Origin of the sequence: Brevibacillus sp. SIMBA_040 (assembly GCF_046535075.1) — a bacterium.
Classification (GTDB): Bacteria; Bacillota; Bacilli; order Brevibacillales; family Brevibacillaceae; genus Brevibacillus.
This window is the reverse complement of record NZ_JAWRXI010000025.1, coordinates 75,107-89,500: the sequence shown is the minus strand read 5'-3', so window position 1 is coordinate 89,500 and position 14,394 is coordinate 75,107. Positions and strand designations below refer to the sequence as shown.

The window sequence follows — 14,394 nt, the reverse complement described above, 5'->3', positions numbered from 1 at the left end:
TCCATTGCTTGATCTGCTCTTTTGACATCATAAAAATCTCCCAACCTTTCTAATACTAATTGTAGTTTAGAGGTTGAAAGTTTACACAAATTATTTTACAGACTCGAGCTATATGATATTACGTCAGCAAACCCAATGGGCAGCCAGTTTGCATGCAGTAGTCGATTTTCCAGTACCTTGCTAATTTTAGCCATCGTTTTGAGCCTACTTTTGCAAATGCACTTGCTCAGTGATTTCTAGAGAGTGGATATGCTCAATTAATTGATGGGCGCGTTCCAACTTATCACAACTTTTCTGACGAGGATCGGTTGTGGTGCTTGAAGGAAAAAAATTCCGTTTGCAGTACCTTTATTAACGAGGAGATTTGACCGTGGCCAAGTGAAAACGAAAATAATTCATAAAATTATCTTAGTAAAAAATTTTTCAAGGTATTTTTCTATCTCTTCAATTGAATTTATAGAAAATTTTTTATCAGTATAACTTATAAGGCCCTCATTTATGCACTGAGCTATTGAACGATTTAAACTTCTAATTGGTGCACAGACCTCACTTGATAAAATTTGCTTTGTAAGGTTATCTAAATCACCAATTTGATAATGATTATGTATACGTAATAAGATACGATCTTTAACTGTTAGCAGTGATAACTTTGCCGCAGTATCTGAGCTTAAAATTAATTTTGAGGCAAGTTGTTTAATTATGTAAAAATTGAAATATAAGGAAGACATCGTTCCCTCATAACTTTGTCTATTAACTTCTGCTATACCTGTGGTTAGAATATAAAGATAATCATTTTGTTCATAGGGTGAATAATAAGGCTACCTTTCTTGTTTATGTCGTAAAACGATTAAACTATAGTGTATATACTGGATATTTGTGAGTATATTTCATGTCTTTACAAAATAAAGGTGCTTCTTCATTTCTTCTTGCTTTTAAATTTCTATCATATGAAAATGCTTTGCTGACTAATTTTGAACAAGTATCACTTTGAGCTTTAAAGAAATAAAAAGAATAGGCAACTCTACATTGAATACTGTAAAGTCACCTATTCTGACTAGTTAAGTGAATTCCATTTTGTTGGCGGGACCCATCTTCAAAAAATTAGCAGAATGAATTTATAGGATCAGTTATCCTAATATGCTATAATTTGGAAATACAGTAAAGTAAATCATCTCCATTTTTGATTTTTTAAAGGAGTTAATGATTATGGTTAAATCTAATAAACAAATGCTAATACTATATTCACTGCTATTATCCGTAAGTTTAGAAATTGTAGGTTGTAGTGATACCCAACCCCAAAGGGAAGATAGTCAGATTCAGGAAATGCAAGATCATAAAAAGGAACAGATAGATGAACAAGTCAAAGACGTAGATCCTATTAGCGATGAGAATTCAAAAGATTTAGATCCAATAGTGAAAAAGCTAGCAATAGGTCAATCAGTTGCTCAAGTGCAAGAAATGTTCGGGGAAAAATACGAGCTTGTAAACGATGCAGATACAAATACAGTTATTTGGAGATTCGATTTTTCCCAGAATACTGATTATAAATTTCCGAATGAGAAGAAATGGCTACAAAATATGAATGTAGATGTTGCTGATCTTGACGGTTTATTAAAAGGAGTTATTGATTCCCAATTGTTCATAAAATTTGATGATGAGGATAAGGTTAGTTCATTTAGTTACTATTTTAAAGGGATTGATAATGATATTAAAGTAAGGCATATATTTGAAGATGGTACTATTAAGGAAGAAGGAATTTAAAAGTTAGACCCTGGAGATTTAATTCTTTAGGGTCTATTTGAGCGTGACAATGGAAAATCAGTAAAAATAGTGATGTCATCCAAGACAGAGACAGTTGGTCATTATCACTCAAAACTCTTCCTCAAACAATAAAGAAGGAACCACCTGTCGAGGATAAGAAAAGAAGTAAACTCTTATCCCCTTTTGCAAATAAGCGAGATCTGCAAACGGCACATGTTTGAACATGTAGAAAATGAACCATCGATCAGTCGGGAGCATGCTCATGGTCGCCTTATTAGGGCCTGTCTGGTCATTTCGCAATCGAGCGGACTTGTAATGTATACAATCGCAGAAGCAATTTGGGTGGATTAAGAAGTTGGAGAAAAGATTGGTTCCGTTTAATCGCATTCTTTCGGTGAAATAGTTGCGTACAAGGAAAATGGTATTATATTCATTTTCAACAGTTCCTCTGAGCCCAAGCTTCGTCAGGGGCTTTTTTTTATTCAATGATTCAATCAAACAAGCATAACCTCACTGTGCCCCAATCAGCAGAGTAGACAGTTTCACATCCCAGAAGAGCTTTTACCCACCCCTCCGATTTAAAGACAGTTAAAAGACTTGTCTCTTAGTAGTGTGACAACATAAAATAGCGACATAAAGTTTTGAATAGTTTGTTTATTTCAAATAAGGAGGAATTGGTGTGAGAACAATACAAGAGCTTGATCAAAAAATGATTCGCCCTTCTGATCAATTGATACAGTCTATGGCGAGGATGGACGGTGATCTGATGATTTTAGGTGTTGGCGGAAAGATGGGACCAAGCCTGGCGAAGCTGGCCCAAAAGGCAATTGAAAAGGCTGGTGTAGAGAAAAAGGTGATCGGAGTTTCGCGTTTCTCTGCGGGTTCCCTACAATCTGAACTGCAAGAAGCGGGTATCGAGACGATCGCCGTAGATTTGTTGAACGATCAAGAATTACAATCTCTGCCTTCTGTGAAAAATGTCATCTTCATGGCTGGACAAAAATTTGGTACAACCGGCAATGAGTCGCTTACCTGGGCGATGAATACGTATTTGCCGGGAAGAGTGGCAGAAAAGTTCCGCGAGTCGCGGATTGTCTCCTTTTCAACAGGGAATATTTATCCACTGTCGCCTGTACTCCAAGGAGGTTCATCTGAAGATGCGACGGTGGGGCCTATAGGTGAATATGCACAATCTTGCTTGGGGCGGGAGCGAATTTTCAGCTACTTTTCCCAAAAATACGATATCCCCATGCTTCACTTTCGCTTGAACTACGCGATTGATATGAAATACGGCGTTCTGCTAGAAATTGCCAAGGCCGTATATGAGCGTCGTTCTCTCGATTTGAGAATGGGGCAAGTAAACGTAATCTGGCAGGGAGATGCCAATGAAATGGCCATTCGCTCCTTAGAGCTATGTAGTACACCTCCGCAGCTCTTGAACGTTACAGGTCCCGAAACAACTTCTGTACGCTGGCTGGCCGAGCAATTTGCTTCGCGCTTTCACGTAGAGCCTGTTTTCGTAAATCATGAGCAAGATACGGCCTTGCTGAGCAACGCATCCAAAGCCCACCAGCTGCTTGGTTACCCGCGCGTTTCTCTTGGTCAGATGATCGATTGGACAGCAGAATGGGTAGCTGCGGGAGGAGAGACAAGTAATAAACCTACGCACTTCCAAGAGAGAAAGGGGGAATTTTAAGATGGCAAGAGAACTAAAGACAGCTCTCCACAAAAAGCTCATGGAAGGAGTCGTCATTCCAGCACATCCGCTGGCCCTGGATCAAACAGGGCGCTTGGATGAAGCACGGCAGAGAGCCTTGACCCGTTATTATGTCGCGTCAGGAGCTGGCGGAATTGCGGTTGGAGTGCATACGACACAGTTTGAGATTCGGGAAAAAGAGATCAATTTGCTAGAACCGGTGTTGCACCTCGCCGCCGAAGAGATTGAACAATTGGGCAAGGCCGATTCCTTTTTGAAAGTAGCGGGTATTTGCGGACCGACAACACAAGCCATAGTTGAGGCTGAAGTAGCGGCAAAGCTGGGCTATGATTTGGGACTTGTCAGTATGGGAGGGCTTCATGATTATTCCGAAGTAGAGCTGTTAAAAAGAGTAGAAGAGATTGCGAAAATCATCCCGATCTTTGGATTTTACCTGCAGCCCTCCGTTGGGGGAAGAATCCTCAGCTATTCTTTTTGGAAAGAGTTCGCTGAAATTCCCGGTGTGATGGCAATCAAAATGGCACCGTTTAATCGATACCAGACACTTGATGTCGTACGAGCGGTATGCAGCTCTACTCGTTCTGACCAGATCGCTCTTTATACAGGAAATGATGACAATATCGTCGCGGATTTACTCACCACGTACCGTTTTCAGATCGACGGGAAAACAGTCGAGAAAAGCATCGTAGGCGGCTTGCTCGGTCATTGGGCCGTATGGACAAAGAGCGCGGTCGACCTTTTGGAGCGTGTGAAGCGGGCAAAACAAACAGAAAGAGGTATTCTCGAGTTGCTGCAAGAAGGGCAGGCGATTACGGATGCCAATGCTGCCTTTTTCGACCCGGCTCACGACTTTGCTGGCTGCATTCCTGGCATTCACGAGGTCCTTAGACGGCTAGGCTTGCTGGCAGGACGTTGGTGCCTCAATCCGGATGAAGAGCTGTCCGCGGGGCAGATGGAGGAAATCGACCGTGTCTATCGAGATTACCCAGCATTGAACGACGATGCATTTGTGGATGAGCATTTGGCTAGCTGGCTTTCTGTAAAACCTACATCGGTTTAAGAAAGGGGATCTTTCGTGTGGAACAATTGGAATCGAATGTCCAAAAGCACAAGAGGGCAACATCGTTGGTGAAATCACTCGGTCCGGCTATCATTACGGCTGCCTTGGTAGTCGGACCAGGGAGCGTCACCTTGACCTCCAAAATCGGCGCTATGTATGGGTACAGCTTATTATGGGTCATTGTTGTTTCGGTCCTCTTTATGATGTGCTTTACCGAGATGAGTGCAAGAATCGGAATGGCAACGAATCAGTCCCTTTTGACAACCATTCGGGTAAAATGGGGGAGAGCGGCATCCATTATTATGGGATTGGGATGCTTTTTGGTCACCTCGACGTTTCAAGGAGCGAATGTCATCGGTGCGGGTGTGGCTCTCTCGAGCTTGGCAGGAGGATCACCCAAAGTCTGGGGCACTCTCTTTACACTATTGGGAATCGCCATCTTATTTTATCGGAACTTTTATAAAATACTGGAAAAACTGATGCTAGTGTTGGTAGGAATCATGCTCTTCTCATTCTTGTGTACTGTAGTTGTTATCAGACCTAGCTTCAGCGGTATTTTTTCGGGTCTGGTGCCGCAAATTCCCGATGGATCGGCGATTCTCATCATCGGGTTGGTTGCAACAACATTTACGGTGGTCGGTGCTTTGTACCAGTCGTATCTCGTTCAGGAAAAAGGATGGACAGCCATCCATGCAAAAGAGGGCTCTCGTGAAAGTTATACGGGTATTATTTTGTTGGGAATCATCTCTGCTTTAATTATGATCAGTGCTGCAGCTGTACTAAAGCCCCAAGGAATCCAAGTGAATGCAGCGACCGATATGGGAAAGGCACTGGAGCCGTTGTTTGGTAACTGGGCGATGATCGTCTTTATGATTGGATTATGGGGTGCTGCCTTTTCCTCTCTCACAGGAAATGCAGCAATTGGCGGGGTAATGCTCGCAGATGCGTTTGGCTTTGGAAGCAAGCTGGAGAGCAACATCGTTCGCTACTTTATTATGGCAGTGATGGTTCTCGGGGGAGTCGTTGCCCTCGTCTTTGGCAAAATTCCTGTCCAGCTCATCATGATCACGCAACCGATCACAATCGTCGTAGTCCCGCTGATTGGCTTGGCATTATTTTTACTTGCTAATGATAAAAAAATCATGGGTGACTTGAAAAATACACCAATCAAAAACGGAATTACGATCTTGGCTTTGCTGTTCCTGGTTGTTCTAGCCGTGAAGACAGTCAACGACCTTTTCTTTTCATAGATAGTAGAACAAGCAGGCGAGGAGAAGGGGAGAACGATGCAAAATACAATCAAAATCGGTGTCATCGGACCTACCATCATAGTGGAAAAAATCAGAGAAGCACTCAAATCATTCCCTAACTTCAAACCTGTATTTCGAGCGTCCAATGAAATTTTGGACGCTTCTGCCTTTGCCCAGGAACTGATGGACCAAGTTGAGGTCCTGCTCTTTTCCGGCTATTACCCGTACAAAATAGCAAAAGAGAAAGTCGACTTTACGCTCCCTGTTCACTATATTCCTTTGACAGGGACGGGACTCTTTCGTTCATTGTTTCGCTTGTACCATCATCGCAAAATGCAGCGACTTAGCGTCGACTCTTTCCTGAGTCAAGGGGTTAACCAAGTGCTGCAGGAGGTAGGTGAGCCGTTTACAATCATCCATTACTATGAGGGCATTCCCTTTCAAATCGAGGAAATGGTTGCTTTTCATCGGGAAAAGTACGAGCAGGGAGTAAGCGACGGGGCACTTACCGGGGTTAAAAAAGTAGCAGACGAGCTGACACGGCTGAACATTCCCAATGACTGGGTAGTACCGACCGTTCAGGATATTTCTGTATCTCTGGAGCGTGCTCTTCTCTCCACGGAAAAGCGGCGTAATAAGGACTCTCAAATTGTTTTTGGGATCATCCAGATTGATGACTATCGTGAGCTGGTGGAAAAAAGCACCTCAGAGCATGGTGTACAGCGACTGAAGCTAGAGATTCAGCGCATGTTTTTGGATTACGTCGGCTGTTTAGAGGGGCATTTGACCAGTCTGGGTGGCGATGAGTATTTATTCGTGACGACAAGGGGGATTTTTGAACGTGAAACCCGAGGCTACAAAACAATCCCAATCTTATTGGAAGCAAAAAAGACGTTAGGGGTTTCACTCAGTATCGGAGTTGGCTTTGGACAGTCGGCTAATGAAGCGGGAACACATGCGCGGTTAGCATTGAGGCAGTCGAAAGAATTCGGGGGAGACATCTGTTTTATCGTACGTGAAGACAGAAGCGTAATTGGGCCCGTCGAAATGTCTCATCCCATGATTTACGAGCTTTCGATCACAGACGAAACGATTTTGGCGAGAGCCGGGAAGGCAGGGATGACTGCCTCCTATATGAGCAAGCTGATGGCTCAGGTGACCCGTCTGGGAAAAATCGAGTATACCGCGCAGGAACTAGCAGCGATCCTGGGCGTAACGATTCGCAGCTCTCATCGGATTTTGTTACAGTGGCTCGATGCCGAGCTGGTGGAGATCGTCGGGATCGAGAAGATTTCGGTGAAGGGCAGGCCAAGGCAGATATATCGGCTCAGCTTTGTGGATGAATGGGGAATCAAAGAAAACTAGCTTGTCCAAAGTGATGGTTGCCCATAAAGGAGCACTCTGGTTAGATGTCACCATGTTTGGGAAAACAGCACACGGCTCTATGCCTCATCATGGCATCAACGCCATCCATGTAATCCACCGTTCTCTAACCGAGCTGAATCACTTTCAATTGGAGCATGTACCCCATGCGATTCTGCGGCTCTACCATGAACATCGGCATGATTGGTGGCAAAGTGAGTCCCAAATTTCGTCGCGGATCAATGCAGTATCACTCTGATATCCGGACGGTTCCAGAAAAAATCACGCCAAGATTCTCGAAGAAATAGAACAGCTCGATAGGCATGCAAGTGAGAGTCTATCTGCTTCTTTTCAAGTAAATGGACTGGTAGTAAAAGGAGGAGAATGGTATGGGGAATGAGCTGCGAATTGGCATGGTAGGATTGGATACGTCGCATTGTGAGATGTTTACCGAGCTTTTGCACGATCATCTGCATCCATATCACGTTGCTGGCGGAAAAATTGTTGCGGCGTACCCGGGCGGTTCGCCTGATTTCGAATTAAGCGCTTCTCGGGTAGGGGGAATCACGAGCACCTTGTGTGATCAATATGGGATAAACATCGTTGCATCCATAGAAGCAGTCGCACAGCAGTCTGATGCAATACTGCTCACATCGGTAGATGGGCGTATTCATTTGGAGCAGTTTGCCTTGCTCGCTCCTTTTGGCAAACCGGTGTTTATCGACAAACCGTTCGCGACGTCTTACCTGGATGCACTCAAACTGATAGAAATTGCGCAGATTCACCAGGTGCCGCTCATGAGCTGCTCTTCCCTACGTTTCGCAGAAGGCATCGTGAATGCGATCATGAAGAGCGGCGAAGATCCGATTACCGGTGCTTATTGCTACGGACCTATGCCACTGGAGTCAGCCCTGCCTGGTTTGTTTTGGTACGGAATTCATTCGGTGGAGATGCTTTTCACGATACTCGGCCATGAATGCCTAAGTGTAACGGCAGTAAAAAATGATGAGTTCGAGGTCATCACAGGGCAATGGGGGGATGGGCGAACCGGAGTGATCCGGGGCGATCGTACGTGGAACAAAACATTTGGGGCACTCCTCCATCACAGGGAGCATGCTTCTTTTGTCGATGTGCAAGCAACTCCCAAGCCTTACTACGCTAGTTTGCTAGAGCAAATTCTCTCCTTCTTTAAAACGGGGGTATCACCGGTTCCACTAGATGAGACATTAGCGATTATGCGATTTCTTGAGGCTGCCAATGAAAGCAGACTGCGAGGCGGTACAGTCCGATTGTAAGAAAGGAGAGGGAATACTCCCGGCAGCTTCGCTAAAAGTAACTCGATCCTATTCATACCTTTTCCAAAAACAAATACATGATTCTGATTCCAGTCCATATCTTCAGCTGTGAGGTTATCCCAAAAGGGCCGGACTGGATCGCTCAAGTGAAATGAGATATTGTTCGAATTTTAACCATAGATCAGGACCGACTATACAGCGGAAACGGCTACCTCACTTGGATTGAATCAATGGACCCCGTCAACCCGATTGACATTGAGCTGACATTTACCGAATGGCTGGATAAGCTCATCGAGCATGAGGGGAAGGAATTCTGGATTCCACCTTACGAAGAATAGCCACAGGCTCGGAAAATCGCGTCTTTTTTATGCTATGAAGTTACAATCTACAATCGGGAAACCCGAAACACCACAACCACAAAAAACAGCAGCTTAAATCTGGCTGCTGTTTTTTTGCGTGGATGAAGAGAACAGATTCATTTTTTCAGGGGACAGGGAGGGAGACAGGATTCACAGAGCAGTTAAACGAGATGAAGCCGTCTTCAAACAGGAAGAATCATCTGCAATTTTTTAAAGGCATTTCTGTCTGGGGGAAAATTAAATGGATGATACTATTAGGGCTATATAGTAGGACAAATTATTTACAAGATTGGAAAGGTGCTTTGAAAATTTACTCGCAAAATCAAGCTCAGGCCCGAAAAGGCATCCTTTATCGAAGATATTGGAAAAACACGCTGGTGTTGATAACCAATGGATACGATAAGGGGTGTATTTTTCTATTGGGCAGATAAAAAAATATCAAACGATAAAAAATGAAAAAAATTTTCTTCTTTTGTTGAATAAAATGAAAATTATTTATATAATCAATTTTGTATTCTCTCAAAACCCAGATTTTTTAGAATTTATTAAACAATCATTTTATGAGGGGGAAGATAACAGCAGGCAAGAAGCAGGGGGCGTCTATCATTTCTTATTTCGTAGGGAGGGTCATTTCTTTGAAAACATATCGAAAAAGAATAGCTGTTGCTGTTTTGTCTACTTTAGTGCTGCTCTCGGGCTGTGCATCAAACAATTCTGCTTCCGATTCATCCGGACAATCGCAAGCGCAATCAGGTGCCGAGAAAATGTTGATTATCGGACGAGGCGGTGACACGGTTACGCTCGATCCAGCGCAATCCACAGATGATGAAACCAACCGGGTAACCGAAGAGGTTGTGGAAACGCTCGTTACATACCAAAAGGGCACGAGTGATATCGTAGGGCTTCTCGCGAAAAGCTGGGACATCAGTAAAGACGGGACAACGGTTACTTTTCATCTGGAGCAAAATGTGAAGTTCCATGATGGAACCCCGTTTAATGCCGATGCGGTGGTGTACAATTTTGAACGCTGGTGGGATCCAGCCCATCCTTATCACAACGGAGCCTTTTCCATTTTCCAGACGGATATGGGCGGATTCAAGGGCGATGAGAAAGCAGTCATTCGCGATGTGAAAAAGGTTGACGACAATACGGTCACGGTTACGTTGGCCCATTCATTTGCTCCGTTTATCGCCATGCTATCCGAGCCACAGTACAGTATGGTCTCGCCGGAGAGCATGAAAAAGAACAATGGAGAGTTCAAGGATCAATTGGTGGGTACTGGGGCTTTTCAATTTGTGAGTTGGGCACCAAATGACAAGATCACCCTCAAGAAAAATCCGGACTACCGAATCAGCGGCCTTCCAAAGGTGGATCAGCTCGTATTCCAGGTCATCAAGGATAATACAGCCAGGTTGAATGCTCTCAAAGCAGGTCAAATCGATTTGATGGAAGGGCTCAATCCATCCGATGTCACTTCTCTGGAGAGTGATGCAAACCTGACAACCTATACCAGCCCGAGCAATAACATCGGCTACATGTTCTTCAATACGCAAATGAAGCCATTTGACAATCCGAAAGTTCGGCAGGCCATCACCATGACGATTGACAAGCAGGCCCTGATTGACGCCTTTTATTACGGAAAGGCTGAGCCGGCTGTAACGGTCTTGCCGTCCAAGAGCTGGGGCTTCAACAGTGACCTTACCCCTTATCCGGTCGATATTCCAAAAGCGAAGCAGCTGCTTGCGGAAGCAGGCTATCCAGATGGCTTCCAAACCGATTTTTGGGTCATGCCAGTTGCACGTCCGTACATGCCACAGCCTGAAAAAATCGGGGCAGCCATCCAGGCCAATATGAAGGAGATAGGGATTGAAGCCAAGATCGTCACGTTTGACTGGGCTACCTACCTGAAAAAAGCAGGGGATGGAGAGGCACCGATGGGCTTCTTGGGATGGTCCGCAGCTACGTGGGATCCGACGACCTTGATGTACACGCTGCTTCGTTCTTCCGATGTGAAACCGACGAACAATGCCAGCCTCTATAAAAATCCAGAGGTGGACAAGCTGTTGGACGAAGCCTTGCAGGTTACAGATCAGGCGAAGCGCACGGAGATGTACAAGAAGGCACAGGCAATTGTCTTTGAGGATGCACCGATGGTTCCACTCGTACACTCGACACCGGTTCGAGCTGCAAACAAAAATGTAAGCGGTTATATACCCCAGGTAACGTACGGTCCGCAGTTTACGGATGTAGATATTGCGCAATAAAAAGTGGCGCGATTTACCCGCTCAGGTGCGTATCAGCTTTTGAGCGGGTAGCTCCACTTCACTGATTTTGCACCAACAGACAATCAATAAAGAGAGGGTGTTTTCGGATGGAAATAACAACAACGGCACTGTCTGAACTGTCAGAGAAGCTACAGGAAGAGCTTGTCGGCTGGAGACGTTATCTGCATGAAAATCCGGAGCTGTCTTATCAGGAGGAAAAAACAGCCCAGTTCGTTTATGAAACCTTAGAGTCTTTTGGCGGGCTTGAATTATCCCGTCCGACAGCGACGAGTGTGATGGCAAGACTGATAGGAGATGAGCCAGGCAAAACGATTGCAATCCGCGCCGATATCGATGCGCTGCCGATTACCGAAGAAAATGATTTCGCATTCGTTTCCAAAAATCCAGGAGTCATGCACGCCTGCGGACACGATGGACATACGGCGATCCTGCTGGGGACGACCAAAATTCTTGCTTCCTTGAAGCAGCAGATTAAAGGCGAAATCCGCTTTCTGTTCCAGCATGGCGAAGAGATGGGGCCAGGGGGAGCACAAGAGATGGTGGACGCGGGTGTCATGGACGGAGTCGACAAAGTGATTGGCCTGCATCTGCACTCGCCGCTCGAAGTAGGCAATATTGCTATAACCTCTGGTGGAACACATGCCGGTTCAGATACTTTCACGATTACGGTCTGCGGAAGGGGAGGACATGCCGCACAGCCGCACGATGCTGTAGACAGTCTCGCCATTGCTGCCCAGGTCGTGACTAACCTTCAGTACATCGTCGCTCGCAATGTGGACCCGCTTGACCGTCTCGTAATATCCGTCACAAAAGTGAGAGGTGGCACAGCCAGCAATATCATCCCAGGCTCGGTACAGATGTCGGGCACTACCCGCTCCTTTAACCCGGAGCTGAGAAACAGGCTTCCCCAAATGATGGAGCAGGTCATCAAGGGAATTACCGAAGCGCATGGCGCGACCTTCGAATTTGTGTACGAATATGGGAATGATCCGGTCATCAACGACCCGGAAACGACGCAGCTGGTAAAAGAAACACTGGTAGAGGTGTTCGGGAGCGGCGCAGTACAGGAGATGATCCCGACGATGGGCGGAGAAGACTTTTCGGCTTTCCAAAAAAAAGCGCCCGGCACTTACTTCTGGGTAGGAGCAGGCAATGTCTCCAAAGGCATCATCCATCCCCATCACCACCCGCAGTTCACCATCGATGAGGATTCCCTCACGATTGGCGTAAAAGCGTTTACCAATCTTGCATTCCAGTTACTGAAATAAGGAAAGGGGAGGGAAGGCTTGAAGCCATTGTTATCCGTGCGCGGTTTGCAAACCCATTTTTTCACAGACGAAGGAGTCGTTCGATCTGTAGACAATGTTGATTTCTCCATAAACGAAGGCGAAATCCTGGGTATTGTTGGGGAGTCTGGATGCGGCAAAAGCGTGACGTCGCTCTCGATTATGGGACTAGTTGCTTCTCCGCCTGGAAAGATTGTCGGGGGAGAGATTCTGTTCGAAGGAAAGAATCTGGTTGAATTGTCATCCAAAGAGATGCGAGCAATCCGGGGAAATAAAATCTCGATGATTTTCCAGGAGCCGATGACGAGCCTCAACCCTGTGTTTCAGATTGGCGACCAATTGTGTGAAGCTATCCGGCTGCACATGAAGCTGGGGAAGAACGAGGCCAGGGAGCGGGCCATTCAATTGCTCAAGCAGGTAGGCTTGCCGCGAGCAGAGCAACTCGTCGATGAATATCCGCATCAATTGTCGGGCGGGATGCGCCAGCGGGTGATGATTGCGATGGGCATTGCCTGCAACCCGCGCTTGCTCATTGCCGATGAGCCGACGACAGCCCTCGATGTGACGATTCAGGCGCAAATTCTCGATCTGATGCGGAAAATCTCCAAGGAGTCGGGCACGGCGATCATGCTGATTACACACGACCTCGGCGTCGTGGCAGAAATGTGTGACAGAGTAGTGGTTATGTATGCGGGAAAAGTGGTCGAGCAGACGGATGTGAAAACCTTGTTCGAGAACCCACAACATCCGTATACGATCGGGCTCCTTCAGTCGATGCCGACACTCAATGAGCGAAAAGAGACGCTTTCGACCATCCCCGGAAACGTTCCGATTCCGTCGGAGTTGCCTGCTGGCTGTAAATTTGCACCACGCTGTACACAGGCCACCACTATTTGTCATAAGCAGGAGCCTGAGATGAGACAATTGGACTGCGAGCGGCCGCATGAGGTCCGGTGCTGGCTGTATCAGGAGCATTTCGCAGCTCTGGTCGCAGATTGATTGACCCAACATGGAGGCGAAAACATGACGAGAACTTTGTTGGAAGTAAATGATTTAAAAACGTATTATCCGATTGAAACAGGCGGCCTGTTTAAAAAGGAAATGAAATACGTGAAGGCAGTGGATGGAGTAAGCTTTTCAATTCAGGAAGGCGAAACCTTCGGGTTAGTCGGGGAGAGCGGTTGCGGCAAGTCCACTACGGGAAGATCGATTCTTCGACTGACTGACCCGACAGACGGAGAAGTGCTGTTTGAGGGGCAAAATCTGGTCAAAGCTTCTGAAAAGGACATGCAAGCCATCCGCCGCGAGTTGCAGATTATTTTTCAGGATCCGTTCGCCTCCTTGAATCCGAAAATGACGATTGGTCAAATTCTTGAGGAGCCGATGCTCGTACACGGGATCAAAAGTAAAGAAGAGCGCAAAAAACGTCTCAGTGAGCTGTTAGACGCTGTCGGCTTGCATCCGCTGCACGCTAATCGGTATGCCCATGAATTCAGCGGCGGCCAAAGACAGCGGGTCGGCATTGCCAGAGCGTTGGTGCTCAGGCCCAAGCTGATCATAGCGGACGAGCCAGTCTCCGCATTGGATGTAAGCGTGCAGGCGCAGGTGATCAATTTGATGCAGGCGCTGCAAAAGCAATTCAAGCTGACCTATCTGTTTATCGCCCATGATCTCAGTGTGGTTCGCCATATTTGCAACCGTGTTGGTGTGATGTATCTGGGGCGGATCATCGAACGGGGAAATAGCGAAAAGCTGTATCAAAATCCAAAGCATCCATACACGCAAGCCTTGCTGTCTGCTGTGCCGATTCCAGATCCAAACCTGCAGCGGGAGCGGATCATCCTCCAGGGAGACGTTCCAAGCCCGATCAATCCCCCTACGGGATGTACCTTTCATCCCAGATGTCCGTATGCGATGGAAATTTGTAGAACAAGTCAGCCGCAATTCAGAGAGGTCGATTCTGATCATCAGGTTGCGTGCCACTTGGTTTGAATACTTTCAGGGCATGAATACTATCCC

At 46.1% G+C, this 14,394-nt stretch carries 12 protein-coding genes; 11 read left to right on the top strand and 1 reads right to left on the bottom strand.

The window, feature by feature from the left end; genetic code table 11:
* Nucleotides 1–395: 395 nt before the first annotated feature.
* On the bottom strand, nucleotides 396–728 hold the full coding sequence (locus SB752_RS28885) for a cyclic nucleotide-binding domain-containing protein (RefSeq protein ID WP_410718906.1): 333 nt from the start codon (nucleotides 726–728) through the stop codon (nucleotides 396–398).
* A gap of 478 nt (nucleotides 729–1,206) precedes the next feature.
* Between SB752_RS28885 and SB752_RS28880 the strand changes: the two genes are divergently transcribed.
* The 11 genes from SB752_RS28880 to SB752_RS28830 all read left to right on the top strand — a co-directional run bounded on the left by SB752_RS28880 (nucleotide 1,207) and on the right by SB752_RS28830 (nucleotide 14,367).
* On the top strand, nucleotides 1,207–1,761 hold the full coding sequence (locus SB752_RS28880) for a hypothetical protein (protein ID WP_410718905.1): 555 nt from the start codon (nucleotides 1,207–1,209) through the stop codon (nucleotides 1,759–1,761).
* A 679-nt stretch (nucleotides 1,762–2,440) separates the two neighbouring features.
* Nucleotides 2,441–3,457 (top strand): NAD-dependent epimerase/dehydratase family protein, encoded by a 1,017-nt coding sequence (locus tag SB752_RS28875; RefSeq protein ID WP_410718904.1) that lies wholly within the window; start codon nucleotides 2,441–2,443, stop codon nucleotides 3,455–3,457.
* A gap of 1 nt (nucleotide 3,458) precedes the next feature.
* On the top strand, nucleotides 3,459–4,538 hold the full coding sequence (locus SB752_RS28870) for a dihydrodipicolinate synthase family protein (RefSeq protein WP_410718903.1): 1,080 nt from the start codon (nucleotides 3,459–3,461) through the stop codon (nucleotides 4,536–4,538).
* 17 nt (nucleotides 4,539–4,555) lie between these two features.
* On the top strand, nucleotides 4,556–5,788 hold the full coding sequence (locus SB752_RS28865; RefSeq protein ID WP_410718902.1) for an Nramp family divalent metal transporter: 1,233 nt from the start codon (nucleotides 4,556–4,558) through the stop codon (nucleotides 5,786–5,788).
* Between the two features lie 36 nt (nucleotides 5,789–5,824).
* Nucleotides 5,825–7,153 (top strand): GGDEF domain-containing protein, encoded by a 1,329-nt coding sequence (locus SB752_RS28860; RefSeq protein WP_410718901.1) that lies wholly within the window; start codon nucleotides 5,825–5,827, stop codon nucleotides 7,151–7,153.
* Nucleotides 7,154–7,163: 10 nt separating this feature from the next.
* Entirely contained in the window at nucleotides 7,164–7,409 is a 246-nt protein-coding gene (locus SB752_RS28855) for a peptidase dimerization domain-containing protein (RefSeq protein ID WP_410718914.1), read from the top strand.
* Between the two features lie 130 nt (nucleotides 7,410–7,539).
* Entirely contained in the window at nucleotides 7,540–8,445 is a 906-nt protein-coding gene (locus tag SB752_RS28850) for a Gfo/Idh/MocA family protein (protein WP_410718900.1), read from the top strand.
* Between the two features lie 994 nt (nucleotides 8,446–9,439).
* Nucleotides 9,440–11,068, top strand: a complete 1,629-nt coding sequence (locus SB752_RS28845) for an ABC transporter substrate-binding protein (protein WP_410718899.1) — start codon at nucleotides 9,440–9,442, stop codon at nucleotides 11,066–11,068.
* A gap of 113 nt (nucleotides 11,069–11,181) precedes the next feature.
* Nucleotides 11,182–12,357: an amidohydrolase gene (locus SB752_RS28840; RefSeq protein ID WP_410718913.1), complete on the top strand. Its 1,176-nt coding sequence runs from the start codon at nucleotides 11,182–11,184 to the stop codon at nucleotides 12,355–12,357.
* An 18-nt stretch (nucleotides 12,358–12,375) separates the two neighbouring features.
* Nucleotides 12,376–13,374 carry an ABC transporter ATP-binding protein gene (locus SB752_RS28835; RefSeq protein WP_410718898.1) on the top strand — a complete coding sequence of 333 codons (999 nt, stop codon included), beginning with the start codon at nucleotides 12,376–12,378 and terminating at the stop codon, nucleotides 13,372–13,374.
* A gap of 24 nt (nucleotides 13,375–13,398) precedes the next feature.
* On the top strand, nucleotides 13,399–14,367 hold the full coding sequence (locus SB752_RS28830) for an ABC transporter ATP-binding protein (RefSeq protein ID WP_410718897.1): 969 nt from the start codon (nucleotides 13,399–13,401) through the stop codon (nucleotides 14,365–14,367).
* Nucleotides 14,368–14,394: the final 27 nt, after the last annotated feature.